Consider the following 26,975-nt stretch of genomic DNA (forward strand, 5'->3'; position numbering starts at 1 on the left):
GACACACCTGATGAAGAAAAACCTGCCTGAGATACCCCTATAGATAAGGGTGATTGTGGAAGATTCAAGCGTAGCGGGCTTGATCCAGGTCAGCGAGGCGCCAGCCAGATCAGCGAAGCGAAGCGCCCGGTAACGGGGCTGCGACGGTAGGAATAGAAGCGTGGGTCGCTCACGGTGCACAGGCCGCCGCCATACACGGCAGTGATGCCACGGGCCGCCAGGCGAATGCGCGCCAGTGCATAGATGTCGGCCATGAACTTGCCGGGCTGCGCCCCCGCCACGAAGGCGCTGGCACTTTCCGGATGAACGGTCATGAAGGCTTCGCGCACTTCGCCGCCCACCTCGAACGCCTGGGGCCCGATGGCCGGGCCCAGCCATACCAGCACCTCGCTGGCCGGGACGCCCAGCGCATCGAGCGTGGCCTCCAGCACACCGCCCACCAGCCCGCGCCAGCCGGCATGGGCAGCGCCCACGCGGGTGCCGGCGCGGTCGCAGAACAGTACCGGCAGGCAGTCGGCGGTCATGGACGTGCAGGCGACGCCGGGGGTGCTGGTGCAGCTGGCGTCGGCTTCGGCAACCCGCGCCGGGTCGGCCTCGACCACGTCGATGCCGTGCACCTGCTTGAGCCAGGCGGGCTGGATGCCGAACTGCGCGGTCAGCCGCCGACGGTTTTCGGCCACTGCGGCCTGGGCGTCACCGACGTGGTCGCCCAGGTTCAACGAATCGTAGGGCGCCAGGCTCACGCCGCCGCCCCGGGTGGTGACGCACGCCTTGACCCAGGCTGGCGCAGGCCAGTCGGGGGTCAGCAGGTGGTGCGTCAGCGGGCTCATCCGACGAAGGCCTCGCGGTCCTGCTTGAGCAGCGACAGCAGCCATACGAAGTCGTCCGGCAGGGACGACTCCCAGCCCATGCGCTCACCGGTCACCGGGTGATCCAGCTCCAGGAAGCGTGCGTGCAGGGCCTGGCGCGGGAAGGTCTTGAGCGCCTCGACCATGGTCACGCTGGCCGCCGGCGGGATGCGGAAGCGCCCGCCGTACACCGGGTCGCCGACCAACGGGAAGTTGACGTGGGCCATGTGCACGCGGATCTGGTGGGTACGCCCGGTTTCCAGCTTGACCCGTACGTGGGTGTGCGAGCGGAAGCGTTCGAGCACGCGGTAGTGGCTGACGGCCTGCTTGCCGCCCTCCATCACCGCCATGCGCTGGCGCTGCTGGCCGTGACGACCGATCGGGGCGTTGATCTTGCCGCCTGCGGTAACCACGCCGATCACGATGCATTCATAGATGCGGCTGACGCTGCGACTTTGCAACTGGGCTACCAGCTGGGCCTGCGCCTGAATGGTCTTGGCCACCACCATCAGACCGGTGGTGTCCTTGTCGAGGCGGTGCACGATGCCGGCGCGCGGCACGTTGATGATGTCCGGCACGTGGTGCAGCAGGGCATTGAGCAGGGTGCCGTCGGCATGACCGGCAGCCGGGTGCACCACAAGCCCGGCCGGCTTGTTGATGACCAGGATGTGCTCGTCTTCGTAGACGATGTCCAGTTCGATGTCCTGCGCCACCCACTCGCCCTGGGCTTCCTGCTCGGCGTCAAGCGCCAGCAGGGCGCCGCCATGGACGATGTCGCGCGGACGCACGACGTTGCCATCGACGGTCAGTAGGCCTTCTTTGATCCAGGCGGAAAGGCGCGAGCGCGAGTGCTCGGCAAACAGTTGGGCGGCGACTTGGTCGAGGCGTTGCCCGCCCAATTCGGACGGTACCTCTGCGCGAAGTTCAATTTTCTCGGACATGCTCGAATCAGGCGGAGGCACAGCCTTTGGTTTCAGCTGCACGCTTGTGGTTAAATACGGCGTCTTTTGCCCCGAGGGTTCCAACGGGGTGCTCATCATAACAGGACGGCCTCGCCCAAGACAGCAGCCGTCATAGGGACGCAAGCCGCCATGCAAGTGAAACACCTGCTGCTGATCGCCATCCTCGGACTCACCGCTGCTTGTTCTTCGAAGGAAGTCGTCGACGAAAACCTCAGCGAAACCGAGCTGTACCAGCAGGCGCAGGCCGACCTGGACAACCACAGCTATACCAGCGCCACCTCCAAGCTCAAGGCCCTGGAGTCGCGGTACCCGTTCGGCCGCTATGCCGACCAGGCGCAGCTGGAGCTGATCTACGCGAACTACAAGAACGCCGAGCCCGAGGCTGCCAAGTCGGCTGCCGAGCGCTTTATCCGCCTGCATCCGCAGCATCCGAACGTCGACTACGCCTATTACCTCAAGGGCCTGACCTCGTTCGACCAGGACCGCGGCCTGCTGGCGCGCTTCCTGCCGCTGGACATGACCAAGCGTGACCCGGGCGCAGCGCGTGACTCGTACAACGAGTTCGCCCAGCTCACCAGCCGCTTCCCCAACAGCCGCTACGCACCGGACGCCAAGCAGCGCATGATCTACCTGCGCAACCTGCTGGCCTCCTACGAGATCCACGTGGCCGACTACTACCTGACCCGTCAGGCGTATGTCGCCGCCGCCAACCGTGGCCGCTACGTGGTGGAAAACTTCCAGGAAACCCCATCGGTCGGTGACGGCCTGGCGGTGATGACCGAAGCCTACATGCGTCTGCACCTGGACGAACTGGCAGCCACCAGCCTGGAAACCCTGAAACTCAACTACCCCGATCACCCGAGCCTGAAAGACGGCCAGTTCGTGCCGCAGCAGGACGAGGCGGACAACCGCTCGTGGCTGTCCAAGGCCACCCTGGGCCTGATCTCCAGCGCGCCGCCGCTGCCGCCAGGCCAGACCCGCGCCAACCAGGACGTGCAGAAGCAGTACCAGGACGCCAAAGACGCGATCCCGCAGGAACTGCTGCCCAAGGACGAAAATGGCGACGTGATCGAAGAAGAAAACCACGAAGCCGAAGGCAACAACGAAGACCGCTCGTGGTTCAGCTACATGACCTTTGGCGTATTCGACTGACACGCCATACGGTGAATGAAAAAGGGAGGCCTGATGGCCTCCCTTTTTTGTTGCCAGGCCCTAAACTGGGGGCTCTTCATTCGACAAAGCTGGACACCATGGTTCGCCTAATTCTCTGGATTGCCCTGATTGCTGCTGCGTTCTGGTTGTGGCGCAAGTTCAAGGCCGGCACTGCTGCCGATACTCGCCCTACCCTCGATGACCCGCTGAAGATGGTGCGCTGTGCCCATTGCGGCGTGCACCTGCCCACCGACCGTGCCTTGCACCGGGGCCAGCTGTGGTATTGCAGCCCGGCGCATCTGGAGCAGGGGCCCAACGATACCCGCCAGGGCTGAGGGCCCTTCGCCGGCCAGGCCGGCTTCCACATGCCTGCTGTTACAGCAGGCGCGGCCCCGGCGCGTACGGCGCCGGGTCGATGATCGGCGCACGCCCCAGCAGCAGGTCGGCGAACAACCGGCAGGACGCCGGCGCCAGCACCAGCCCGTTGCGGTAATGCCCGCAGTTCAACCACAAGCCTTCATGCCCGGGCACCTGGCCGATGTACGGCACACCTTCCGGTGAGCCTGGCCGCAACCCCGCCCAATGCCCGACCGGCGTGGCATCGGCCAGCGCCGGCAGCAATTCGATGGCCGAGGCCTTCAGGCTCGCCAGCGCCGCTTCGGTGGGCGTCTTGTCATAGCCTGCATGCTCCAGTGTGCTGCCGACCAGAATGTGCCCGTCACGCCGTGGGATCGCGTAGCGTCCCTTGGCCAGCACCATGCTCGGCAGGAAATCCTCCGCGCACTTGAACAGGATCATCTGCCCTTTCACCGGCTCCACCGGCAGTTCCAGGCCCAGCGGGCGCAGCAGGTCGCCACTCCAGGCCCCCGCCGTAAGCACCACCTGGTCGGCGCGGATCGGGCCATCGACGGTTTCAACGCCGCAAATACGCTCGCCCTCGCGGCTGAACCCGGTGATTTCACAATGCTCGCGAAGGGTCACGTTCGGCAGGGCCTGCAACGCCGCCTTGAGCGACTTGACCAGGCGCGGGTTGCGCACGTTCGCCACACCCGCCATGTAGATGGCCCGGTCGAAACCCGGCCCCAGCACGGGCACCGCCGCATAGGCGCGGGCCACATCCACTGCACTCAACGGGCGCCCCTCGCGGGCCGCCCAGGCCAGCGCCTCGGCTTCATCGTCCAGGTCCAGCCAGTACAGGCCGGTGGTATGCACCTCGGGGTCTACACCGGTGCTGGCGAACAGACGCTCGCCCAGTTGCGGATAGAAGTCCTGCGACCAATGCGCCAGTGCGGTAACCGCCGGGCTGTAGCGCCACGGGTACAACGGCGACACGATCCCGCCCCCGGCCCAGGAAGACTCCTGGCCGAGCGCGCCCTTGTCGCACACCACCACCTGCTCGACATCGGCCGCCAGGTTGAACGCAGTCAGCAGGCCGATCACCCCACCGCCGACAATCACTACTTGCTTGGTCATCTATTGGTCCAGTACCCGTATGAAAGACGTCAGTTACCCCAGCAACCCCCGTCCGCCTCGTTGCTGGCACCGGGGTTGCCGCGCACCCCCTGGTGATCGAGCTCGAAGTCGCCACAGGCGTCGCCGGCCATCAGCCCGCCAGCGTGACGCCGGGCCAGCAGGCTGAAACCCTCGGCCTCGCGGCTGGCGTGCAGGCTGTAATGGCCTGTGCCGGGGGGCAACGGGGTGATCACGGCGTCGGTATCGGCATACTGGCCCGTGCGGGCGCGGTGGCGCTCCAGGTGCTGCGCACTGTCGAACAGCAGCCCCACGACCTCGCTGCGCGCGGCTCTTTTCACCGTGTCGCGGTAGCTGGGGTAGGCAATGCCCGCCAGAATGCCGACCACGGCGACGACAATCAACAGTTCGATCAGGCTCAGGCCCTGATGAGTTCGCGGCATGTTGTGCGCCCCTAGTGGATCTGCCGCCACAAGATACGTTGCGCCGGCCATTCAGCCGACACCACTGGCTGCGCCAGCACGCTCTCCAGCACCACCCGCGCCTGCTGCTGACGCCCCACGGCAGTCACCCGAAGCAGCTGCACCTCAAGGCCGTCGGGCAGCCGCGCGGGGCGCGAGCTGCGGCCCAGGTTCTGTACCAGGAAGAAGCCAGGCCCTTGCGCCTGCCAGCCCAGCCCGGAGCTTGGCCCCGCCCCGCCCTGCACACCGGCGGCGCGTACCCTGGGTGCCTCCGGCGGCGGCAGGCAGTACACGCACGGGCCCGGTGGCTCAAGCCTCGCCAGCACACGGGCCTCGGCGAGCCGCAACGTGGCTTCCGCCGCCTCGAACGCCTGCAATGCCATCACCAGGTTGCCGGCCATGCGTGCCTGCAAGGCGGCACTGTGCAGCACCGAAACACCCAGCAGGCCGCACAGCAGCATCAGCACCAGGCACACCAGCAGCGCCATGCCCCGTTGCAGCTTCATGGCAGGCGGTTACGTACGGCGGCGACCATCTGATAGGTTTGCGCGCGCACCCGTTCAGCGGGGTCGTCCAGGGTCAGGCGCAGGCGGATGCTGCGAATGCGCGAAGGGTCGGGCACCGCCGTCATCCAGGCCAGCTCACCGCCCTCGCCCGCCACGCCCAGGTCAATCTGCAGCCGGCTGACATGTTCTATCAGCACCGCGTGGCTGCCACCACTGGTGAGCAGCAGTTGCCCGTCCACCAGGCGGTACACCTGCTGACGAACCGGCAAGGCGAATTGTTGTGGCCCGGGCAAGCGCTCGCCTGCCTGCACCTGGGCGGTGCTCAGGCAGTCGGTGAGCAGCGTCCAGTTGGGCGGGCCACCGGCCTCCCCACCCTGCACGCCAACCAGGCTCAGGCTGCGCAGGGTGCCGTCAGGCTCGAGGCTGACACTGATCGGCAGGGCAAATGCCGCGGCAATGGCAGGGTCGGCAAAGCTGATCGCCTCGCGCCGCAGGCAGCCGAATGCACCGGCCATGCGGATGTCGCGGGCCATGCGCTGCAGGGCGAAGCGCGCATCCTCCTGCAACTGCGCAAGTGCGCCCTGCGCCTGCCAACCCTGCAGCGCACCGATGAACAGACGGCTGCCGGCCAGCACCAGCAGCACGCCCAGGCTCAACGCCAGCAGCGCCTCGACCAGGCCGAAACCGGTGTCGCGCCTCATGGCCCCACCTGCCCCTGCACAGCAAGGCCACCGCCCTGCCAGTGCAGGTCGAGTGCGAGCCCATTGCCCGCCTGGCGCACCTGTGCCTGCGCGGACGCGCCGGCCACCTTCACCAGCTCGCGTTGCAAGGCACTGGCCTCCCCCGCCCTCAGCCCGCCCGCAGCGCGCGCGCCTTCGAGCAGGGCCTGGGCCAGGTACAGCGCCTGGGTGGTACGCAGCGCGCCGTCGGTGCCGTGCAACGCCCGCCCTTGCAGCGCAGCCGCCGCCATTACTCCCAGTGACAGCACCAGCAGCGCCACCATCACTTCGATCAGGGTCATGCCCTGCTGCAGCCTCCTGGCCATGTTCGCCTCCTGCGAAATTTCCCCATGTGATTGCCTACCCGGCCGACTGAACGCCCAACCGAGCGGCACCGAATCTACAGAGAAGCACTTCCAGGGAGGGATGCACGATGGGGCAACAGGGCGTAACACTGATACAAATGATGTATGCGCTGGGGCTGATCGCGGCGCTGACGCAGTTAGGGCTGCCGGCCTACAGCGCCATGAGCGTGAGCCTACAGCGCGAGGCCAGCGCTCAGAACCTTGCCCAGGCCTTGCGCAGCGCCCGCAGCGAAGCCCTGCTGCGCAATCAGCGAGTCAGCCTGACGGCCCTGGAGGGCGACTGGAGCAAGGGATGGCGAATGAGCGCCGACGATGAAGGCTTGCTGCACGAGTACCGTGCCAGCGGGAAGGTTCGGGTGGTGGGCAATCAGCCGCTGGCGCGGCAGGTGCATTTCAGCGGGCTGGGGGTACCGCTGCAGGCGGGCGGTGCGTTCCAGGCCGGGACCCTGCACGTGTGCGAAAGTCCCGGAACCCGAAGCCTGCATCAAGTGGTGCTGTCACGCACCGGGCGGGTCAGCCTGCGCCAGCTCGCCACCGATCAGCCGCTGTGCGCGGCTGCCGGGTCAGATCAGTGAACGCACCCGCAGCTCCTTGGGCATCGAGAACGTTACATTCTCTTCGCGACCATCGAGCTCGTCGGCACCTGTGGCGCCCCACTCCTGCAACTGCGCGATCACGCCACGCACCAGCACTTCGGGGGCGGAGGCGCCGGCGGTGATGCCGATACGCTCGACACCGTCGAACCAGCTGCGCTGCATGTCTTCTGCACCGTCGATCAGGTAGGCCGGGGTGGCCATGCGCTCGGCCAGCTCACGCAGGCGGTTGGAGTTGGAGCTGTTCGGGCTGCCCACCACCAGTACCACGTCGCACTCGTCAGCCAGTTGCTTGACCGCATCCTGGCGGTTCTGGGTGGCGTAGCAGATGTCGTCCTTGCGCGGCCCGCCAATGCTGGGGAAGCGCGTGCGCAGCGCATCGATGACGCGGCTGGTGTCGTCCATCGACAGGGTGGTCTGGGTCACGAAGGCCAGGCGTTCGGGGTCACGAACCTGCAGGTTGGCGACATCCTCTTCATCTTCGACCAGGTAGATCGAACCGCCATTGCTGGCGTCGTACTGGCCCATGGTGCCTTCGACCTCGGGGTGCCCTTCGTGGCCGATCAGGATGCATTCCTTGCCATCGCGACTGTACTTGGCCACCTCGATGTGCACCTTGGTCACCAGCGGGCAGGTCGCGTCGAAGACCTTGAGGCCGCGCCCCGCCGCTTCCTGGCGCACGGCCTGGGAAACACCGTGGGCACTGAAGATGACGATGACGTCATTGGGCACCTGGTCGAGCTCTTCGACGAAGATTGCCCCGCGCGCGCGCAGGTCTTCGACCACGAACTTGTTGTGCACCACTTCGTGACGCACATAGATCGGCGGACCGAACACCTCGAGGGCGCGATTGACGATTTCGATCGCCCGGTCCACGCCGGCGCAGAAGCCGCGTGGGTTGGCGAGTTTGATCTGCATGGCTGACTCCTGGCTCAAAGGGCCTTGACTGCGAGGATTTCCACCTCGAAGTTCAGGGTCTTGCCGGCCAGCGGGTGGTTGAAGTCGATGGTCACCTGCGCGTCATCGAACGCCTTCACCACGCCGGGCAACTCGGCGTTGGCCGCGTCGTTGAAAATCACCAGCAGGCCTTCGGACAACTCCATGTCCTGGAACTGCGAGCGGGGAATGATCTGCACGTTCTGCGGGTTCGGCTGACCGAAGGCGTTCTCCGGTGCCACGCTGACGGTGCGCTTGTCGCCGGCCTTGAAGCCGAAGATCGCGGCTTCGAAGCCCGGCAGCAGGTTGCCGTCGCCGACCTTGAACACCGCCGGAGCTTTCTCGAAGGTGCTGTCGACAGTATCACCGTTTTCCAGGTGCAGCGCGAAGTGCAGGGTGACTTCGGTGTTCTGGCCGATACGGGTATCAGTCATGGACGGGTTCTCCGGACTTTTTGCTCTTGAACATATCCAGCGCCAGCATCACGGCGCCCACGCTGATGGCGCTGTCGGCCAGGTTGAAGGCCGGGAAGTACCAGCGGTTCTGCCAGTGCACGAGGATGAAGTCGACCACGTGGCCGAGCACGATGCGGTCGTACAGGTTGCCCAGCGCACCGCCCAGCACCAGAGCCAATGCAACGGCCAGCCAGGTGTCGTCGCGGCCCAGGCGCTTGAGCCACACCACCAGCACCGCACTGACCACCAGGGCGATCAGGGCGAACAGCCAGCGCTGCCAGCCGGAGCTGTCGGCCAGGAAGCTGAAGGCCGCACCGGTGTTGTAGGCCAAAGTCCAGCTGAAGTAGTCGGGGATGACCACGATCTGCTGGTACAGGCTCAGCGCACCTTCGAAGTAGTGCTTGCTGGCCTGGTCCAGGACCAGTACCAGCAGGCTCAGCCACAGCCAGGCGAGGCGCCCGAAGCGCCCCACGTTGAGGTTAGGCATAGTGACGCACCTCACCTTTGCCGCTGATGTTGTCGACGCAACGACCGCAGATTTCCGGATGCTCCGGGTTCACGCCCACGTCGGCGCGGAAGTGCCAGCAACGGCCGCACTTGGCGTGACCCGACTTGACCACCTTGAGCTTGAGGCCGGCCACTTCGGTAACCACGGCATCGGCCGGGGCTTCGACGAACGGCGCCACGCTGGCTGCCGAGGTGATCAGCACGAACCGCAGTTCGTTGCCCAGCTTGTTCAGGTCGGTGCTCAGGGCCTCGTCGGCGAACAGGGTGACTTCGGCTTGCAGGTTGCCGCCGATGGCCTTGGCCGCACGCTGGTTCTCCAGCTCCTTGTTGACCGCAGCCTTGACGGCCATCACGCGGTCCCAGTAGGCGCGGTCCAGCTCGATGCCTTCTGGCAGCTCGGTCAGGCCCTGGTACCAGGTGTTGAGCATGACCGACTCGTTGCGCTCGCCCGGCAGGTACTGCCACAGCTCGTCGGCGGTGAACGCCAGGATCGGTGCGATCCAGCGCACCAGCGCTTCGCTGATGTGGTACAGCGCGGTCTGGCACGAGCGGCGCGCGACACTGTTGGCGCCGGTGGTGTACTGGCGGTCCTTGATGATGTCGAGGTAGAAGCCGCCCAGCTCCTGCACGCAGAAGTTGTGGATCTTGGAGTAGACGTTCCAGAAACGGTACTCGCCGTAGTGCTCTTCCAGCTCGCGCTGCAGCAGCAGGGTGCGGTCGACCGCCCAGCGGTCCAGCGCCAGCATGTCGTCGGCCGGCAGCAGGTCGCGGGCCGGGTCGAAGCCGGACAGGTTGGAGAGCAGGAAGCGCGCGGTGTTGCGGATGCGCCGGTAGGCGTCGGCGCTGCGCTGCAGGATCTGGTCGGAAACCGCCATCTCGCCGGAGTAGTCGGTGGCCGATACCCACAGGCGCATGATGTCGGCACCCAGGGTGTCGTTGACCTTCTGCGGCTCGATGGTGTTGCCCAGCGACTTGGACATCTTGCGGCCGTTCTCGTCCACGGTGAAGCCGTGGGTCAGCAGCTCGCGGTACGGCGCATGGCCGTCGATGGCGCAGCCGGTGAGCAGCGAGGAGTGGAACCAGCCGCGGTGCTGGTCGGAACCTTCCAGGTACAGGTCGGCACGCGGGCCGCTTTCGTGGCCGATGTTGTGCGAGCCACGCAGCACGTGCCAGTGGGTGGTACCGGAGTCGAACCACACGTCCAGGGTGTCGGCGATCTTGTCGTACTGGCCGGCTTCGTCACCGAGCAGTTCGGCGGCGTCCATCTTGAACCAGGCTTCGATGCCCTCGAGCTCGACGCGCTGGGCCACCTGCTCCATCAGTTCGACGGTGCGCGGGTGCAGTTCGCCGGTCTGCTTGTGCAGGAAGAACGGGATCGGCACACCCCAGTTGCGCTGACGCGAGATGCACCAGTCCGGGCGGTTGGCGATCATCGAATGCAGGCGCGCCTGGCCCCAGGCCGGCACGAACTTGGTTTCTTCGATGGCGTTGAGGGCGCGCTTGCGCAGGGTTTCGCCGCTGTCAGGCTGCTTGTCCATGCCCACGAACCACTGCGCGGTGGCGCGGTAGATCAGCGGAGTCTTGTGGCGCCAGCAGTGCATGTAGCTGTGGCTGATGGTGTCGGTGAACATCAGCGCGCCGACTTCGGCGAGCTTGTCGACGATGTGCGGGTTGGCCTTCCAGATGAACTGGCCACCGAAGAATTCCAGCGAGTCGACGTACACGCCGTTGCTCTGCACCGGGGTGAGGATGTCGTCGTTGACCATGCCGTAGCGCTTGCAGGTCACGAAGTCGTCTTCACCGTAGGCCGGGGCCGAGTGGACCACGCCGGTACCGGCGCCCAGCTCGACGTACTCGGCCAGGTAGACCGGCGACAGGCGATCGTACAGAGGGTGACGGAAGTTGATCAGCTCCAGTGCAGAGCCCGGCGCGGTGGCGATCACCGAACCTTCCAGCGAGTAGCGCTTGAGGCAGGCTTCGACCAGCTCTTCGGCCAGCACCAGCAGCTTGTCGCCGACGTCCACCAGGGCATAGCTGAACTCGGGGTGCACGTTCAGCGCCTGGTTGGCGGGGATGGTCCACGGGGTGGTGGTCCAGATCACGATGGCGGCGGGCTTGGCCAGCGACGACAGGCCGAAGGCCTGGGCCAGCCGCGCTTCGTCGGCCACGTTGAAGGCCACGTCGATGGTCTGGGACTTCTTATCGGCGTATTCGACCTCGGCTTCGGCCAGGGCCGAACCGCAATCGAAGCACCAGTTCACGGGCTTGAGGCCCTTGAACACGAAACCGTGCTTGACCATTTCGGCCAGGGCGCGGATTTCGCCGGCTTCGTTGGCGAAGTCCATGGTCTTGTAGGGGTTGTCCCAGTCACCCAGCACGCCCAGGCGGATGAATTCCTTCTTCTGCCCTTCGATCTGCTCGGCCGCGTAGGCACGGCACAGCTCGCGGGTCTTGTCCGCGGTGAGGTGCTTGCCGTGGGTCACTTCGACCTTGTGCTCGATCGGCAGGCCATGGCAGTCCCAACCCGGCACGTACGGCGCATCGTAGCCGGCCAGGGTCTTGGACCGCGAGATCATGTCCTTGAGAATCTTGTTGAGCGCGTGACCGATGTGGATCTTGCCGTTGGCGTAGGGCGGGCCGTCGTGCAGCACGAACTTCGGACGATCCTTGCCAATTTCGCGCAGCTTCTGGTACAGGCCAATGCTGTCCCAGCGCTGCAGGATCTGCGGTTCGCGCTGTGGCAGGCCGGCCTTCATCGGGAAGGCGGTGTCCGGAAGGTTTAGCGTGGCTTTATAGTCGGTCATTTCAGGCTCTTCGTTAGCGGTTGACCGTGCCAATGGGCACGTGCGGCGGCGATATCCGCATCGATCGCCGACTTCAGCGCCTCCAGGGAGGCGAATCGCTGCTCATCGCGCAGCTTGTGGTGGAATTCCACCGTGAGACGCCGGCCATACAGATCGCCGGCAAAATCCAGGAGATGCACTTCCAGGTGGGCGCGGCCATCACCTGCAACGCTGGGGCGCACGCCGATGTTGGCGACACCCGGCCACACCTGGCCATCGAGTTCGACGCTGACCAGGTACACCCCGGTGAGCGGTACGCGATGACGCTTGAGTTGTATGTTGGCCGTGGGCCAACCCAGCTGGCGCGCCAGCTTCTGCCCATGCAGCACCCGGCCGCGGATGCGGAACGGGCGGCCCAGCAGACGCTCGGCCACGGCAAAGTCGGCACGCGCCAGTGCTTCGCGCACCTGCGTGCTGCTGACCCGCAGGCCCTCGAGCTCCACGGTTTGCGCCGCTTCCACGGTGAAGCCGTGGCGCAGGCCGGCCTGCTGCAGGAACGTGAAGTCACCCACCCGGTCGCAACCGAACCGGAAGTCGTCACCGACCTCCAGGTGCTGCACGCCCAGGCCGTCGACCAGGATGGTGTCGACGAATTCGGCGGCGCTGAGCTTGCACAGGCGCTGGTTGAACGCCAGGCACAGCACCCGGTCGATGCCTTCGGCGGCCAACAGGGCGACCTTGTCGTGCAGGCGGGCCAGGCGCGCGGGCGCGGTGTCCGGTGCAAAGTACTCACGCGGCTGTGGCTCGAAAATCACCACGCAGCTGGGTACGCCCAGCGCTACCGCGCGCTCACGCAAACGCGCCAGGATAGCCTGGTGACCGCGGTGAACACCGTCGAAGTTGCCGATAGTGGCAACACAGCCCCGATGCTCGGGGCGAAGGTTGTGAAGGCCTCGAACCAGCTGCATAACGCGCTTCTTGCTCATAAAGTGGTCGATTATAACCACACCCGGGCGCCGACGACAGGCAGCAGCGCGATGCCAGGGCGTCTAAAACACAAAACCGACGCCTGACCCGCGCCGGCCATCAGTGCAGCGCCTTGCGGGCGAAGTCCCGTGGACGAAAACCAAACAGGTAAAGGCAACCGAAATAGGTCACCACGCCTGCGCCAATCAGTACGCCCAGGCGCAAGAACCGCTCGAGCATGTGCCCCTGCTCCCAGGCAGGCATGTACCACATGCCGGCCACCAGCACACCGGCCATCAGCAGTACGGCCACCAGCAGCTTGAGCAGGTAGGCGGTCCAGCCCGGCTGCGGCTCGAACAGGTTCTGCTGGCGCAGCTTCCAGTACAGCAGGCCGGCATTGAGGCAGGCGCCGACACTGATCGCCAGGGCCAGCCCGGCATGCTGCAGGTAGCCGATGAACACCAGGTTGAGCAGTTGCGTGGCCACCAGGGTGAAGATGGCGATCTTTACCGGTGTACGGATGTTCTGCTGGGCATAGAAGCCAGGGGCGAGCACCTTGACCAGAATGATGCCGAGCAGGCCGACCGAGTAGGCGATCAGCGCGCGCTGGGTCATGGCGGCATCGAAGGCGGTGAACTTGCCGTACTGGAACAGGGCCACCGTCAGTGGCTCGGACAAAATTGCCAGGGCAAAGGTGCAAGGCAACACCAGCAAGAAGCACAGGCGCAGGCCCCAGTCGAGGATGCGCGAATACTCGTGGCGATCCTTGCTGGCGTAGGTCTTGGCCAGGGTCGGCAGCAGGATGGTGCCCAGCGCCACGCCCAGCACCCCGGAGGGCAGCTCCATCAGGCGGTCGGCGTAGTACATCCACGACACCGAGCCGGCCACCAGAAACGAGGCGAAGATGGTGTTGATGATCAGCGAGATCTGGCTTACCGACACCCCGAGGATGGCTGGCAGCATCTGCTTGAGCACGCGCCATACCCCGGTATCGCGCAGGTTCAGGCGGGGCAGCACGAGCATGCCGATCTTTTTGAGGTGCGGCAGCTGGTACAGCAGCTGCAACAGGCCGCCGGCCAGTACCGCCCAGCCCAGGGCCATCACCGGCGGATCGAAGTACGGGGTGAGGAACAGCGCGAAGAAGATCATCGCGACGTTGAGCAGGGTCGGCACGAAGGCCGGTACCGAGAAGCGGTTCCAGGTGTTGAGGATGGCGCCCGCCAGGGACGACAGCGAGATCAGCAATATATAAGGAAAGGTCACACGCAGCAGGTCGGTGGTCAGCTCGAACTTCTCGGCGCTGTCGACGAAGCCCGGCGCGGTGACCCACACCACCCAGGGCGCGGCCAGGATCCCCAGCGCCGTGACCACTGCCAGCACCAGGGTCAGCAGCCCGGCGACATAGGCCACGAAGGTGCGGGTCGCCTCCTCGCCCTGCTGGCTTTTGTATTCGGCCAGGATCGGCACAAACGCCTGGGAAAACGCCCCCTCGGCAAAGATTCGCCGCAATAGGTTGGGCAGCTTGAAGGCAATGAAAAAGGCGTCGGTGGCAACACCGGCGCCGAAGATGCGCGCCAGGATGGTATCGCGGACAAAGCCCAGCACGCGCGACACCATGGTGATGGAACTGACTGCAGCCAGGGACTTGAGGAGATTCATCGAAAGATTTTCATGCCATATGGATGAAGGAGAGGCCTAAACGGCATCCAAGTATGCGATACTCCGCCGCGCAAAGCAGACAGAGCAAAACTCCCGAGTTTACAGGTCATGCGCCAGAAGGGAATCATCCCCTCCAGCGAATCGACCGCTCAGCGGAACCTAACAAGCGCCCTTGACAACCGATCAACTCATCGGCATGATTCGCGGCCTATTTTGTTTGCTATTTACCAAGTCTTTCGAGGAGCTCGACGGTGGCCAACTCACCTTCCGCCAAAAAACGTGCAAAACAGGCTGAGAAGCGTCGCAGCCACAACGCCAGCCTGCGTTCCATGGTTCGCACCTACATCAAGAATGTAGTCAAGGCCATCGACGCAAAAGACGCCGAAAAAGCGCAAGCTGCTTACATCCTGGCTGTTCCAGTTATCGACCGCATGGCCGATAAAGGCATCATCCACAAGAACAAGGCTGCTCGCCATAAAGGCCGTCTGAATGGCCACATCAAGGCACTGAAGATTGCTGCAGCTGCCTAAGCGACGCTTGTTAAAAAACCGACCCTAGGGTCGGTTTTTTATTGCCTGCGATTTAATGATGCCGGGAAGACAGGGCCGCTCCCTTTGCCGACCAGGCTGACTCCTGCAGGAGACGGCCTGGTCGGCGAAGGGCTATACCTTGCCTACTTGCCGAGCGGGATCTTCGGCGCCCATTGCAGCCATTCGTCCTCGGCCTTGTCGAACAGGGCAAAGGTCTGCTGCGGCAACGCTGCGTTGCCCATCTTGTCGCCGTCTGGTGTGGCGAAGGCAATGCCACCCTCGATCAGGGTCTCCAGCGACTCGGTACGCACCGTAGCGCCCTTGAACAGGCCGATATCGAAGCCGAAGCCACTGCTGTTCCAGAAACGGCTGCCACCGCGCACGAGCGAGGCGTAGCGTGGCTCGATCAGGATATGGATCAGCACGCGATCCGCTGTCTGCCCCAGCTCGTACCCCGTGACCTTGCCCACCGGCACTTCACGGTAGGTGACCGGCACACCGACCTTGATCGACCCGCGTCGAGCAGCGCTGAGCACCACCGGCAGGCCAGCCTCGCGAGCGGTCAGGTCCGGTGGCTCGGGCAAGGCCACGAAGTTGCGCTGCGGGCCCTGATTCTTCGCCGCCGGTTGCACTTCAAGGTACTGACCGGTGACCAGCGTCTCCAGGTTGGCCGTCTTGACGATACCCAGCGCCGGCTTGACTACCCAGAACTGCGTGCCCACACGCGCAATACGCTCGGGCACCTCGGTGATCTGCGCCTTGAGCGTCACCGATTGCAGGTCCTCCGCCAGGTCCACCGCTTCGACCTTGCCGACATCCAGCCCCTTGAAGCGTATGGGGGTGCCGACCTTGAGGCCGTCCGCACGGTCCACCTTGATGGTGATGCTGGTGCCCTTGCGATCCGCCGCTTCCTGGTTGGCCAGCAGGCGGAAGGTGGGGATACGACGCTTGAGCGGTACATTCTGTTTCGGCGTATCGAAGGCGATGCCACCGGCCATCAGGCTCTGCAGCGACTCGCTCTTGATCTGGATGCCCGACAGGCCGCCAGTCAGGGTAATGCCGCTGGCGTTCCAGAAACGCGTCGAACCATTGACCAGGTTGGCGTACTCGGGCTCGATGTGCACGCCAATCAGCAGGCGTTGCTGCTTCCTGGAGAACTGGTAGCTTTGCACACTACCCACCTTTACCTGCCGATACAGGATCGGGCTGCCAACCTCGAGCGAGCCCAGGTTGTCGCTGAACAGCACAAGGTGCAGGCCGGGCGCCTTCAGATCGAGGGGCGGGGCCTTGGCCCGGGCTTCGAATTCACGCTGAGGCGAGGCGCCCTTGTCGCCGGGACGGATAGCAATGTAGTTGCCCTTTACCAACGCCTCCAGGCCGGTGATACCCGCCAGGGAGATCGACGGCTTGACCACCCAGAACTGGGTGCCTTCGACCAGGTAGTCCTCGGCCAGCGGGTCCAGGGTCAGCTCGGCCATGGCACTGGAGAGGTCGGCATCGACCTTCAGGGCTTTCAGCGAACCTACCTGTATACCTTTGTACATGACCGGCGTACGGCCCGCCTGCAGGCCCTCGAAGTCGCTCAGCTTGACCTTGACCCGGATACCCGCCTGGGCGGCGTCGAAGTCTTCGAAAAGACGGAACGGCAGGTTCGGGTCGGTGGGCGGGCTGTCCTTGCGGTGCTCGGGGGTAGCGAATGCGATACCGCCGGCAACGATGCTGGCCAGGGACTCGCTGCGCACCTTCACGCCCGACAGGTTGGCATCGATGCTCACGCCGCTGGCGTTCCAGAAACGCGTGTGCTTGCGCACCAGGTCGGCATAGCCCGGCTCGATGAACACCTTGATCTCGACCGTACCCTGGTCGTCGGAGAGCCTGTAGCTCTTCACCCGGCCAACCTGGATCTGCTTGTAGAACACGGGGCTGTCACGGTTGAGCGACCCCAGGCGATCGGCCTTGAGGGTCAGATGCAGGCCGGGCACGCTGTCGGACATCGGCGGTGCTTCGCTCAACGCATTGAAACGCTTGCTCGGCTCGCCATCGCCCGGGCTCACGGCAATGTAGTTGCCTGATACCAGCGTCTCCAGCCCGGTGATCCCGGCCAGGCTCACGTTTGGCTTGACCAGCCAGAAGCGAGTGTTCTTGCGCAGGTGCTCCTCGGCCACCTGGTTCATCTCGATGGTGGCGATGACACCTTTGTTGCGGCCTTTGTCGTCAAGTACCAGGCTCTTGACCTTACCCACCGACATGCCCTTGTAGACCACCTCGGTCTTGTTGGCGACGATACCCTCGCCGCTCTCGAAGCGAACCTCGATGTTCACCCCCGCTTCACGGTAGGCCTGCCAGCCGAGCCACCCACCGATCACCAATGCGATCAGGGGCAGAATCCAGATGGCCGACCAGTTCGAAGCTGGGCGGGTTTTAGCCGTAGGCAAATCACTCATGGTCGTCATCCGACTCCGTGTTATCCCAAATCAGTCGGGGATCGAAAGTTACTGCAGCAAGCATTGTCAGAATCACCACACTGGCAAAGGCGACCGCCCCCAGGTTGGCTTCGACACTGGCAATCCGGCCGAAATTCACCACCGCCACCAGGATCGCGATGACGAAGATATCCAGCATCGACCAGCGGCCGATGAATTCGATGAAGCGATACATCACGATGCGCTGGCGTGCCGACAGCGGCTGGTGGCGCTGCACCGAGTACAACAGCAGGGCGATGCCCACCAGCTTGAAGGTGGGTACCAGAATACTGGCGATGAACACCACGGCCGCGATCGGCAGCATGCCGTGCTGCATCAGGGTGATGACGCCGGACATGATGGTGTCGGGGCTGCCCTGCCCCAGGGTGCTGACCGTCATGATCGGCAGCACGTTGGCCGGTATGTACAGGATGGCCGCGGTAATCAGCAGCGCCCAGGTGCGGGCCAGGCTGTTGGGCCGGCGTGCATGCACCAGCGCCCCGCAGCGTGTGCAGGTCTGGCTGCTGGCGTCCGCCTCCTGGCGGTTGAGCTCATGACACTCGGTACAGATCAGTATTCCTGCGTCAATCGCCCGCATGCACATCTTCTCCCGACAAGGCTACCCAGATCTGGTGGGGGGACATCACCACTTCCAGCCAGACCTGAACCAGCAACAAACTGACAAAGCACAGCAAGCCAAGCCCTAGGCTGAGTTCGGCCATATCCACCAGCTTGACGATGGCGACCAGTACGCCCATGAGGTAGACCTCAAGCATGCCCCAGTCGCGCATGTGGTGATAAAAACGGTAAAGAAGAAGGCCGTAGCTGCGGCCCCTGTTCAAGCGGATGGTCAGCAACACCACCAGCTGACACAGCAGCTTGAGCAGTGGAATGGCCATGCTGCACAGGAACACCACCACCGCCACGCCACCCATGCCGCTGTTGTACAGGCCGATCACACCGCTCCACACCGTGTCATCGGAGTTCTGGCCCAACAGATGGAGTTGCATGATCGGCAGAAAGTTCGCCGGCACGTAGAGCAGCAAGGCCGCCAGTACCAGGGCCAGGCTGCGCTCGACCACATTGTGCCGATGGGCGTACAACTCATAGCCGCAGCGCGGGCATTGCGCTTTTTCATCCGTCTTGAGCTCGGGCTTGCGCAGCAGCAGGTCGCATTCGTGGCACGCCACCAATTGATCCAGCGGCAAGCCTGCGAGTGAATCGCGATCGTCAGGGTCGGGCATAGAAGGGTTCTGAGTAAAAACGTCGGGGCCTATTCTAGTGTCGTTGCCCCAATTGTGGGAGCACAACCGCGCAGGAGCCAGCCTTGGCGCAGAACAGGCCACAAAGACAAAACCCCTACCTGCAGATGCAGATAGGGGTTTCGGAATTTAATCTTGACGATGACCTACTCTCACATGGGGAAACCCCACACTACCATCGGCGATGCATCGTTTCACTACTGAGTTCGGGATGGGATCAGGTGGTTCCAATGCTCTATGGTCGTCAAGAAATTCTGTTGCCAGAAGGTCTTGTTCAGACACTCCAGCGAATCGGGTATGTGATGTTCGTGAGTTACAAATCTTCGGCTTACTGTGTCTTCACAACACCGCAATCTGGCCTTTCGACGCAAATTGCTTGGGTGTTATATGGTCAAGCCTCACGGGCAATTAGTATTGGTTAGCTCAACGCCTCACAGCGCTTACACACCCAACCTATCAACGTCGTAGTCTTCGACGGCCCTTCAGGGAGCTCAAGGCTCCAGTGAGATCTCATCTTGAGGCAAGTTTCCCGCTTAGATGCTTTCAGCGGTTATCTCTTCCGAACATAGCTACCCGGCAATGCCACTGGCGTGACAACCGGAACACCAGAGGTTCGTCCACTCCGGTCCTCTCGTACTAGGAGCAGCCCCTCTCAAATCTCAAACGTCCACGGCAGATAGGGACCGAACTGTCTCACGACGTTCTAAACCCAGCTCGCGTACCACTTTAAATGGCGAACAGCCATACCCTTGGGACCGGCTTCAGCCCCAGGATGTGATGAGCCGACATCGAGGTGCCAAACACCGCCGTCGATATGAACTCTTGGGCGGTATCAGCCTGTTATCCCCGGAGTACCTTTTATCCGTTGAGCGATGGCCCTTCCATACAGAACCACCGGATCACTAAGACCTACTTTCGTACCTGCTCGACGTGTCTGTCTCGCAGTCAAGCGCGCTTTTGCCTTTATACTCTACGACCGATTTCCGACCGGTCTGAGCGCACCTTCGTACTCCTCCGTTACTCTTTAGGAGGAGACCGCCCCAGTCAAACTACCCACCATACACTGTCCTCGATCCGGATAACGGACCTGAGTTAGAACCTCAAAGTTGCCAGGGTGGTATTTCAAGGATGGCTCCACGCAGACTGGCGTCCACGCTTCAAAGCCTCCCACCTATCCTACACAAGCAAATTCAAAGTCCAGTGCAAAGCTATAGTAAAGGTTCACGGGGTCTTTCCGTCTAGCCGCGGATACACTGCATCTTCACAGCGATTTCAATTTCACTGAGTCTCGGGTGGAGACAGCGCCGCCATCGTTACGCCATTCGTGCAGGTCGGAACTTACCCGACAAGGAATTTCGCTACCTTAGGACCGTTATAGTTACGGCCGCCGTTTACCGGGGCTTCGATCAAGAGCTTCGCGTTAGCTAACCCCATCAATTAACCTTCCGGCACCGGGCAGGCGTCACACCCTATACGTCCACTTTCGTGTTTGCAGAGTGCTGTGTTTTTAATAAACAGTCGCAGCGGCCTGGTATCTTCGACCGGCATGAGCTTACGGAGCAAGTCCTTCACCCTCACCGGCGCACCTTCTCCCGAAGTTACGGTGCCATTTTGCCTAGTTCCTTCACCCGAGTTCTCTCAAGCGCCTTGGTATTCTCTACCCAACCACCTGTGTCGGTTTGGGGTACGGTTCCTGGTTACCTGAAGCTTAGAAGCTTTTCTTGGAAGCATGGCATCAACCACTTCGTCGCCTAATGGCAACTCGTCATCAGCTCTCGGCCTTAAGATCCCGGATTTACCTAAGATCTCAGCCTACCACCTTAAACTTGGACAACCAACGCCAAGCTGGCCTAGCCTTCTCCGTCCCTCCATCGCAATAACCAGAAGTACAGGAATATTAACCTGTTTTCCATCGACTACGCTTTTCAGCCTCGCCTTAGGGACCGACTAACCCTGCGTCGATTAACGTTGCGCAGGAAACCTTGGTCTTTCGGCGTGGGAGTTTTTCACTCCCATTGTCGTTACTCATGTCAGCATTCGCACTTCTGATACCTCCAGCAAGCTTCTCAACTCACCTTCACAGGCTTACAGAACGCTCCTCTACCGCATCACCTAAGTGATACCCGTAGCTTCGGTGTATGGTTTGAGCCCCGTTACATCTTCCGCGCAGGCCGACTCGACTAGTGAGCTATTACGCTTTCTTTAAAGGGTGGCTGCTTCTAAGCCAACCTCCTAGCTGTCTAAGCCTTCCCACATCGTTTCCCACTTAACCATAACTTTGGGACCTTAGCTGACGGTCTGGGTTGTTTCCCTTTTCACGACGGACGTTAGCACCCGCCGTGTGTCTCCCATGCTCGGCACTTGTAGGTATTCGGAGTTTGCATCGGTTTGGTAAGTCGGGATGACCCCCTAGCCGAAACAGTGCTCTACCCCCTACAGTGATACATGAGGCGCTACCTAAATAGCTTTCGAGGAGAACCAGCTATCTCCGAGCTTGATTAGCCTTTCACTCCGATCCACAGGTCATCCGCTAACTTTTCAACGGTAGTCGGTTCGGTCCTCCAGTCAGTGTTACCTAACCTTCAACCTGCCCATGGATAGATCGCCCGGTTTCGGGTCTATACCCAGCGACTAAACGCCCTATTAAGACTCGCTTTCGCTACGCCTCCCCTATTCGGTTAAGCTCGCCACTGAATATAAGTCGCTGACCCATTATACAAAAGGTACGCAGTCACCTAACAAAGTAGGCTCCCACTGCTTGTACGCATACGGTTTCAGGATCTATTTCACTCCCCTCTCCGGGGTTCTTTTCGCCTTTCCCTCACGGTACTGGTTCACTATCGGTCAGTCAGTAGTATTTAGCCTTGGAGGATGGTCCCCCCATATTCAGACAAAGTTTCTCGTGCTCCGTCCTACTCGATTTCATGACTAAGAGATTTTCGCGTACAGGGCTATCACCCACTATGGCCGCACTTTCCAGAGCGTTCCGCTAATCTCAAAGCCACTTAAGGGCTAGTCCCCGTTCGCTCGCCACTACTAAGGGAATCTCGGTTGATTTCTTTTCCTCAGGGTACTTAGATGTTTCAGTTCCCCTGGTTCGCCTCTTGCACCTATGTATTCAGTACAAGATACCTGACTTATGCCAGGTGGGTTCCCCCATTCAGAGATCTCCGGATCAAAGTCTGTTTGCCGACTCCCCGAAGCTTATCGCAGGCTACCACGTCTTTCATCGCCTCTGACTGCCAAGGCATCCACCGTATGCGCTTCTTCACTTGACCATATAACCCCAAGCAATCTGGTTATACTGTGAAGACAACATTCGCCGAAAACTTGTAATTACTCACAAATTTTACCTTAGCCTGAACACACACCAGTGAAAGTGCTGTCCAGTCTATCTTTCTATCACATACCCAAATTTTTAAAGAACGATTCTGATAAAGTTCAGAAATCAATATTCGATGCGAATATTCATTTCTAAGCTTTGACAAACTAGCAAGCGGGGTGGTGGAGCCAAGCGGGATCGAACCGCTGACCTCCTGCGTGCAAGGCAGGCGCTCTCCCAGCTGAGCTATGGCCCCAGCAAATTGGTGGGTCTGGGCAGATTCGAACTGCCGACCTCACCCTTATCAGGGGTGCGCTCTAACCAACTGAGCTACAGACCCAATCGAAGGTTGCTAACCTAATCGTCTTCTTCAATGAATCAAGCAATTCGTGTGGGAGCTTATGAGACAGCTGATGTCGTCGATTAAGGAGGTGATCCAGCCGCAGGTTCCCCTACGGCTACCTTGTTACGACTTCACCCCAGTCATGAATCACACCGTGGTAACCGTCCTCCCGAAGGTTAGACTAGCTACTTCTGGTGCAACCCACTCCCATGGTGTGACGGGCGGTGTGTACAAGGCCCGGGAACGTATTCACCGCGACATTCTGATTCGCGATTACTAGCGATTCCGACTTCACGCAGTCGAGTTGCAGACTGCGATCCGGACTACGATCGGTTTTGTGAGATTAGCTCCACCTCGCGGCTTGGCGACCCTCTGTACCGACCATTGTAGCACGTGTGTAGCCCAGGCCGTAAGGGCCATGATGACTTGACGTCATCCCCACCTTCCTCCGGTTTGTCACCGGCAGTCTCCTTAGAGTGCCCACCATAACGTGCTGGTAACTAAGGACAAGGGTTGCGCTCGTTACGGGACTTAACCCAACATCTCACGACACGAGCTGACGACAGCCATGCAGCACCTGTCTCAATGTTCCCGAAGGCACCAATCCATCTCTGGAAAGTTCATTGGATGTCAAGGCCTGGTAAGGTTCTTCGCGTTGCTTCGAATTAAACCACATGCTCCACCGCTTGTGCGGGCCCCCGTCAATTCATTTGAGTTTTAACCTTGCGGCCGTACTCCCCAGGCGGTCAACTTAATGCGTTAGCTGCGCCACTAAAATCTCAAGGATTCCAACGGCTAGTTGACATCGTTTACGGCGTGGACTACCAGGGTATCTAATCCTGTTTGCTCCCCACGCTTTCGCACCTCAGTGTCAGTATGAGCCCAGGTGGTCGCCTTCGCCACTGGTGTTCCTTCCTATATCTACGCATTTCACCGCTACACAGGAAATTCCACCACCCTCTGCCCTACTCTAGCTCGCCAGTTTTGGATGCAGTTCCCAGGTTGAGCCCGGGGATTTCACATCCAACTTAACGAACCACCTACGCGCGCTTTACGCCCAGTAATTCCGATTAACGCTTGCACCCTCTGTATTACCGCGGCTGCTGGCACAGAGTTAGCCGGTGCTTATTCTGTCGGTAACGTCAAAACAGCAAGGTATTCGCTTACTGCCCTTCCTCCCAACTTAAAGTGCTTTACAATCCGAAGACCTTCTTCACACACGCGGCATGGCTGGATCAGGCTTTCGCCCATTGTCCAATATTCCCCACTGCTGCCTCCCGTAGGAGTCTGGACCGTGTCTCAGTTCCAGTGTGACTGATCATCCTCTCAGACCAGTTACGGATCGTAGCCTTGGTGAGCCATTACCTCACCAACTAGCTAATCCGACCTAGGCTCATCTGATAGCGCAAGGCCCGAAGGTCCCCTGCTTTCTCCCGTAGGACGTATGCGGTATTAGCGTTCCTTTCGAAACGTTGTCCCCCACTACCAGGCAGATTCCTAGGTATTACTCACCCGTCCGCCGCTGAATCGAAGAGCAAGCTCCTCTCATCCGCTCGACTTGCATGTGTTAGGCCTGCCGCCAGCGTTCAATCTGAGCCATGATCAAACTCTTCAGTTCAATACTGCTTGGGTTTTGAGAAAACCCTAAACTTGGCTCAGCATTCTCAAATGACTTACTTTCAAATCTTTCGATTTTCGTGCAGTCACTTGTGATGCTGATAATCTTTCTGACTATCAGTCTGAGCTCACAAGCACCCACACGAATTGCTTGATTCAATTGTTAAAGAGCGGTTGGTCAAGAACTTTTCGTCTCAACCGAGGCGCGCATTCTACGCTTTCCTCAGAGTCTGTCAAGCGTTTATTTTGAAGTTTTTCGTTTCACTTCAAACACTTGACTCGCCTCGATCTCTCGTAGCGGGATGCGAATTCTACAGCGTTACAACCTGCTGTCAACCACCTTTTTCACCGCTGCCGATCTTTCGATCGAAGCACCTCCAGCCTGACCTGAAACGTCCAACTCGTTGATATTCAAGGAGTTTTTCGTTCCGACTGCGTCGGAAGTGGGGCGAATTATAGAGAGATTAAATCGTGCGTCAAGGGCTAATTTGAAACTTTCGTCACCGATACACGCTTGCGCCCTCCCAGACGGGGAATGCGCTTCTCTATAGAAGGCACTCTCAGCAGCATCAACAACCCACCGATGACCGCGTACACCGTCCATTCCTTGAGGTCTGCCCGCACTATCCACAGAAAATGCAGCAGCCCCAGACCCAGGATCACGTAAACAAGCCGGTGCAGCTTCTTCCACCGCGCGCCCAAGCGGCGCTGGCTGTAGCGGTTGGAGGTCACCGCCAGTGCCAGCAGCCCGACAAGCGCCAAACTCCCAACAATGATGTAAGGGCGCTTGCGCAACTCGACGCCCAACTGCCCCCAGTCCAACCCGAGGATAAAGAACAGGTAGGCACACAAGTGCATCAGCACATAGGCAAAGCACCACAGGCCGAGCTGCCGGCGCACCACGATCCAGCCAGACCAGCCTGTCAGCTTCTGCAACGGCGTCATGCAAAGCGTTACCAGCAGCATGACCAGAGCACCCTGCCCCATCCTGTCCACCAGCACCTTGCCCGGATCGGGGCCCAGCGCATCGAGCACAGCCTGGGCCAGCCAGTACAGCGGCCAGACACAAGCCAACAGAAAGGCCGCGAAACGAAACAGTGGATAGCGCATCAGTAGTTCTTCCGCAGGTCCAGGCCGCTATATAAAGAAGCCACTTCGTCCGCATAGCCGTTGAACATCTGCGTATCGCGAACGTTGGGGCTGAACAGGCCGCTGGGCAGCCTGCGCTCACGGGCCTGGGTCCAGCGCGGGTGGTCCACCGTGGGGTTCACGTTGGCATAGAACCCGTACTCTTCAGGCGCGATGTTCTGCCAGGTGGTGCGCGGCTGCTGCTCGACCAGGCTGATACGCACGATGGACTTGATGCTCTTGAACCCATACTTCCACGGCACCACAAGGCGCAGCGGCGCACCGTTCTGGTTGGGCAGTTCGCGGCCATACATGCCCACCGCCAGGATGGCCAGCGGGTTCATCGCCTCATCCAGTCGCAGCCCTTCCACATAGGGCCAGTCGATCAAGGCGAAGCCCGAACGCTGCCCGGGCATGTGCTTTGGATCCTGCAGGGTTTCGAAGCGGATGTACCGGGCCTTGGAGGTCGGCTCCACCTGCTTGAGCAATGCCGAAATCGGAAACCCCAACCAGGGGATCACCATCGACCAAGCCTCCACACAACGCAGCCGGTAGATGCGCTCTTGCAACTGATAAGGCTTCATGAAGTCTTCGAGCGCATAGCGGCCCGGCTTACCGACCTCGCCATCCACCACCACCGTCCATGGCGAAGTCGGCAGCGCACCCGCATTGGCAGCAGGGTCGCCCTTGTCGGTTCCGAACTCGTAGAAGTTGTTGTAGTGCGTGGCATCCTTGAACGGCGTGATCGCTTCACCCTTGACCGTTACCGCCTGCCATTGGGTGCCCGGCAGTTTTTCGGCAAACCAGTTGGGGGCAGCACCGGCGTCGACGTCCGCATACTGCGAAACCTCGGCGGCAGCGGCCCAGCGCGGCAAGCTGCCGACCGCCAATGCAGCCGCAGTGCCACCCAGCAGAGCGCGTCGGGAGAGATAGAGGGACTCAGGCGTGATTTCCGATTCTTTGCAGTCGGAAGGCCGGGACAGCTTGATAAGCATAAAGACTCCGTAGAACCGGTGAGCTGATGCACCAGTAGACTACGGAGCCTTGGGGAAATTACATCACTGCTCGGTGGTTTTCTTGCGACGCGAACGCAACAGGTACTGGATAGGACCCGACGCGGCATACGCGAGGAAAATCAGCAGCAGAATGCGTGGCGGATCGCTGAACACCACCGCGAACACCAGCACCACCACAAGGATCGCCACAAACGGCACCCGCCCCTTGAGGTCCAGCTCCTTGAAGCTGTTGTACTTGATGTTGCTGACCATCAGCATGCCGGCAGCCGCCACCAGCAGCGCCACCAGGAACGAGAGCTTGGAACCCTGGATGCCATAGTCGCTGAACGCCCAGACCGTACCCGCAACCACGCCGGCTGCCGCCGGGCTGGCCAGGCCGATGAAGTAGCGCTTGTCGGCCTTGCCGACCTGGGTATTGAAGCGTGCCAGGCGCAATGCCGCACCCGCCACATAGATGAAGGCAACCATCCAGCCGACCTTGCCCATGTCACCCAGTGCCCAGCCGAAGGCCAGCAACGCCGGGGCCACGCCAAAGGCGACCATGTCGGACAACGAGTCGTACTCGGCGCCGAAGGCGCTCTGGGTGTTGGTCATGCGGGCAACACGCCCGTCCAGACCATCGAGCACCATGGCGACGAAGATCGCGATGGCGGCGAAAGCGAAGTACTTGCTCGCTTCGCGCGGATCACCGGCACTCAGGGCGCTCTGCGCACTCATGGAGTTGATGATCGAATAGAAACCGGCGAACAGGTTCGCAGTGGTGAACAGGTTGGGCAGCAGATAGATGCCGCGATGCCGTACCTTGCGTCCTTCGGCGTCATGCCCTTCTTCAACATGCTCATCGATCGGTAGCAGGCTTTCGGCGTCAGAGGCCTTGTTCGGCTCTTCGGGACGTTCGCTCATGGACATTACC

23 protein-coding genes, 2 tRNA genes and 3 rRNA genes are annotated in these 26,975 nt (G+C 61.4%); 4 read left to right on the forward strand and 24 right to left on the reverse strand.

All coding sequences use genetic code 11. The features are described from left to right. Positions 1-89 precede the first annotated feature (89 nt). Both pgeF and rluD read right to left on the reverse strand, forming a co-directional pair. Entirely contained in the window at positions 90-830 is a 741-nt protein-coding gene (gene pgeF / locus LOY33_RS21655) for a peptidoglycan editing factor PgeF (protein ID WP_258660041.1), read from the reverse strand. Then, the gene (gene rluD, locus LOY33_RS21660) at positions 827-1,789 is read right to left on the reverse strand and encodes a 23S rRNA pseudouridine(1911/1915/1917) synthase RluD (RefSeq protein WP_258660043.1); all 963 of its coding nucleotides are present in this window, start codon (positions 1,787-1,789) and stop codon (positions 827-829) included. The genes pgeF and rluD overlap by 4 nt, the downstream gene beginning before the upstream one ends. A gap of 150 nt (positions 1,790-1,939) precedes the next feature. On the opposite strand from rluD, the gene LOY33_RS21665 reads away from it, so the two are divergent. Continuing rightward, positions 1,940-2,962, forward strand: a complete 1,023-nt coding sequence (locus LOY33_RS21665) for an outer membrane protein assembly factor BamD (RefSeq protein WP_043860317.1) — start codon at positions 1,940-1,942, stop codon at positions 2,960-2,962. 98 nt (positions 2,963-3,060) lie between these two features. Further along, positions 3,061-3,297, forward strand: a complete 237-nt coding sequence (locus LOY33_RS21670; RefSeq protein WP_043860316.1) for a PP0621 family protein — start codon at positions 3,061-3,063, stop codon at positions 3,295-3,297. A 40-nt stretch (positions 3,298-3,337) separates the two neighbouring features. Here LOY33_RS21670 and thiO read toward each other — a convergent pair whose 3' ends face one another. Genes thiO through LOY33_RS21695 form a run of 5 tightly spaced genes read right to left on the reverse strand, consistent with a single transcriptional unit; the run spans position 3,338 to position 6,444 of the window. Next, positions 3,338-4,435, reverse strand: coding sequence for a glycine oxidase ThiO (thiO, locus tag LOY33_RS21675; RefSeq protein WP_258660046.1), 1,098 nt, complete (start codon positions 4,433-4,435; stop codon positions 3,338-3,340). A 29-nt stretch (positions 4,436-4,464) separates the two neighbouring features. After that, positions 4,465-4,875 carry a type IV pilin protein gene (locus LOY33_RS21680; protein ID WP_054914914.1) on the reverse strand — a complete coding sequence of 137 codons (411 nt, stop codon included), beginning with the start codon at positions 4,873-4,875 and terminating at the stop codon, positions 4,465-4,467. Between the two features lie 11 nt (positions 4,876-4,886). Continuing rightward, positions 4,887-5,399, reverse strand: coding sequence for a PilX N-terminal domain-containing pilus assembly protein (locus tag LOY33_RS21685; RefSeq protein ID WP_258660048.1), 513 nt, complete (start codon positions 5,397-5,399; stop codon positions 4,887-4,889). Beyond that, complete coding sequence (locus tag LOY33_RS21690; protein ID WP_258660049.1) at positions 5,396-6,100, reverse strand: PilW family protein; 705 nt, start codon at positions 6,098-6,100, stop codon at positions 5,396-5,398. Before LOY33_RS21690 ends, LOY33_RS21685 begins: the two co-directional genes overlap by 4 nt. Continuing rightward, positions 6,097-6,444: a prepilin-type N-terminal cleavage/methylation domain-containing protein gene (locus LOY33_RS21695; protein WP_088515584.1), complete on the reverse strand. Its 348-nt coding sequence runs from the start codon at positions 6,442-6,444 to the stop codon at positions 6,097-6,099. The genes LOY33_RS21690 and LOY33_RS21695 overlap by 4 nt, the downstream gene beginning before the upstream one ends. 107 nt (positions 6,445-6,551) lie before the next feature. Between LOY33_RS21695 and LOY33_RS21700 the strand changes: the two genes are divergently transcribed. Next, complete coding sequence (locus tag LOY33_RS21700) at positions 6,552-7,058, forward strand: GspH/FimT family pseudopilin (RefSeq protein WP_196932535.1); 507 nt, start codon at positions 6,552-6,554, stop codon at positions 7,056-7,058. On the opposite strand, the gene ispH is transcribed toward LOY33_RS21700, so the two are convergent. From ispH to murJ, 6 genes are all read right to left on the reverse strand, one after another. Beyond that, entirely contained in the window at positions 7,047-7,994 is a 948-nt protein-coding gene (ispH, locus tag LOY33_RS21705) for a 4-hydroxy-3-methylbut-2-enyl diphosphate reductase (RefSeq protein WP_043860310.1), read from the reverse strand. The genes LOY33_RS21700 and ispH overlap by 12 nt on opposite strands. Before the next feature lie 14 nt (positions 7,995-8,008). Further along, a complete protein-coding gene (fkpB, locus tag LOY33_RS21710; protein WP_054914918.1) occupies positions 8,009-8,446 on the reverse strand; it encodes an FKBP-type peptidyl-prolyl cis-trans isomerase in 438 nt (145 codons plus the stop codon). Then, positions 8,439-8,954 (reverse strand): signal peptidase II, encoded by a 516-nt coding sequence (lspA, locus tag LOY33_RS21715; protein ID WP_258660057.1) that lies wholly within the window; start codon positions 8,952-8,954, stop codon positions 8,439-8,441. Before lspA ends, fkpB begins: the two co-directional genes overlap by 8 nt. Continuing rightward, positions 8,947-11,778, reverse strand: coding sequence for an isoleucine--tRNA ligase (ileS, locus tag LOY33_RS21720; protein ID WP_043860307.1), 2,832 nt, complete (start codon positions 11,776-11,778; stop codon positions 8,947-8,949). The genes lspA and ileS overlap by 8 nt, the downstream gene beginning before the upstream one ends. After that, complete coding sequence (ribF, locus tag LOY33_RS21725) at positions 11,775-12,725, reverse strand: bifunctional riboflavin kinase/FAD synthetase (RefSeq protein WP_196932533.1); 951 nt, start codon at positions 12,723-12,725, stop codon at positions 11,775-11,777. Before ribF ends, ileS begins: the two co-directional genes overlap by 4 nt. Positions 12,726-12,843: 118 nt before the next feature. Further along, positions 12,844-14,382 carry a murein biosynthesis integral membrane protein MurJ gene (gene murJ / locus LOY33_RS21730; RefSeq protein WP_043860305.1) on the reverse strand — a complete coding sequence of 513 codons (1,539 nt, stop codon included), beginning with the start codon at positions 14,380-14,382 and terminating at the stop codon, positions 12,844-12,846. A 251-nt stretch (positions 14,383-14,633) separates the two neighbouring features. On the opposite strand from murJ, the gene rpsT reads away from it, so the two are divergent. Continuing rightward, on the forward strand, positions 14,634-14,912 hold the full coding sequence (rpsT, locus tag LOY33_RS21735; protein WP_043860304.1) for a 30S ribosomal protein S20: 279 nt from the start codon (positions 14,634-14,636) through the stop codon (positions 14,910-14,912). A gap of 143 nt (positions 14,913-15,055) precedes the next feature. Here rpsT and LOY33_RS21740 read toward each other — a convergent pair whose 3' ends face one another. The 11 genes from LOY33_RS21740 to pssA all read right to left on the reverse strand — a co-directional run bounded on the left by LOY33_RS21740 (position 15,056) and on the right by pssA (position 26,965). Next, positions 15,056-17,356, reverse strand: a complete 2,301-nt coding sequence (locus tag LOY33_RS21740; protein ID WP_043860303.1) for a PqiB family protein — start codon at positions 17,354-17,356, stop codon at positions 15,056-15,058. Further along, positions 17,349-17,972, reverse strand: a complete 624-nt coding sequence (locus LOY33_RS21745) for a paraquat-inducible protein A (RefSeq protein WP_043860302.1) — start codon at positions 17,970-17,972, stop codon at positions 17,349-17,351. The genes LOY33_RS21740 and LOY33_RS21745 overlap by 8 nt, the downstream gene beginning before the upstream one ends. Then, the gene (locus LOY33_RS21750) at positions 17,959-18,618 is read right to left on the reverse strand and encodes a paraquat-inducible protein A (protein WP_043860301.1); all 660 of its coding nucleotides are present in this window, start codon (positions 18,616-18,618) and stop codon (positions 17,959-17,961) included. Before LOY33_RS21750 ends, LOY33_RS21745 begins: the two co-directional genes overlap by 14 nt. A 151-nt stretch (positions 18,619-18,769) precedes the next feature. After that, positions 18,770-18,885 (reverse strand): 5S ribosomal RNA (gene rrf, locus LOY33_RS21755). 138 nt (positions 18,886-19,023) lie between these two features. Further along, a 23S ribosomal RNA gene (locus LOY33_RS21760) occupies positions 19,024-21,914 on the reverse strand. Between the two features lie 224 nt (positions 21,915-22,138). Beyond that, positions 22,139-22,214 (reverse strand) — tRNA-Ala (locus LOY33_RS21765). A 7-nt stretch (positions 22,215-22,221) separates the two neighbouring features. Further along, a tRNA-Ile gene (locus LOY33_RS21770) sits at positions 22,222-22,298 on the reverse strand. Between the two features lie 84 nt (positions 22,299-22,382). Then, positions 22,383-23,919 (reverse strand): 16S ribosomal RNA (locus tag LOY33_RS21775). The 16S, 23S and 5S rRNA genes sit together here with 2 tRNA genes alongside, the layout of an rRNA operon. A gap of 482 nt (positions 23,920-24,401) precedes the next feature. Further along, positions 24,402-25,028, reverse strand: coding sequence for a protein-methionine-sulfoxide reductase heme-binding subunit MsrQ (gene msrQ, locus LOY33_RS21780; RefSeq protein WP_078481312.1), 627 nt, complete (start codon positions 25,026-25,028; stop codon positions 24,402-24,404). After that, positions 25,028-26,041 (reverse strand): protein-methionine-sulfoxide reductase catalytic subunit MsrP, encoded by a 1,014-nt coding sequence (gene msrP, locus LOY33_RS21785; protein WP_078481314.1) that lies wholly within the window; start codon positions 26,039-26,041, stop codon positions 25,028-25,030. The genes msrQ and msrP overlap by 1 nt, the downstream gene beginning before the upstream one ends. A 63-nt stretch (positions 26,042-26,104) precedes the next feature. Then, positions 26,105-26,965, reverse strand: a complete 861-nt coding sequence (gene pssA, locus LOY33_RS21790; protein ID WP_043863786.1) for a CDP-diacylglycerol--serine O-phosphatidyltransferase — start codon at positions 26,963-26,965, stop codon at positions 26,105-26,107. Positions 26,966-26,975: the final 10 nt, after the last annotated feature.

Origin of the sequence: Pseudomonas sp. B21-036, assembly GCF_024748925.1 — a bacterium.
GTDB lineage: Bacteria > Pseudomonadota > Gammaproteobacteria > Pseudomonadales > Pseudomonadaceae > Aquipseudomonas > Aquipseudomonas palmensis.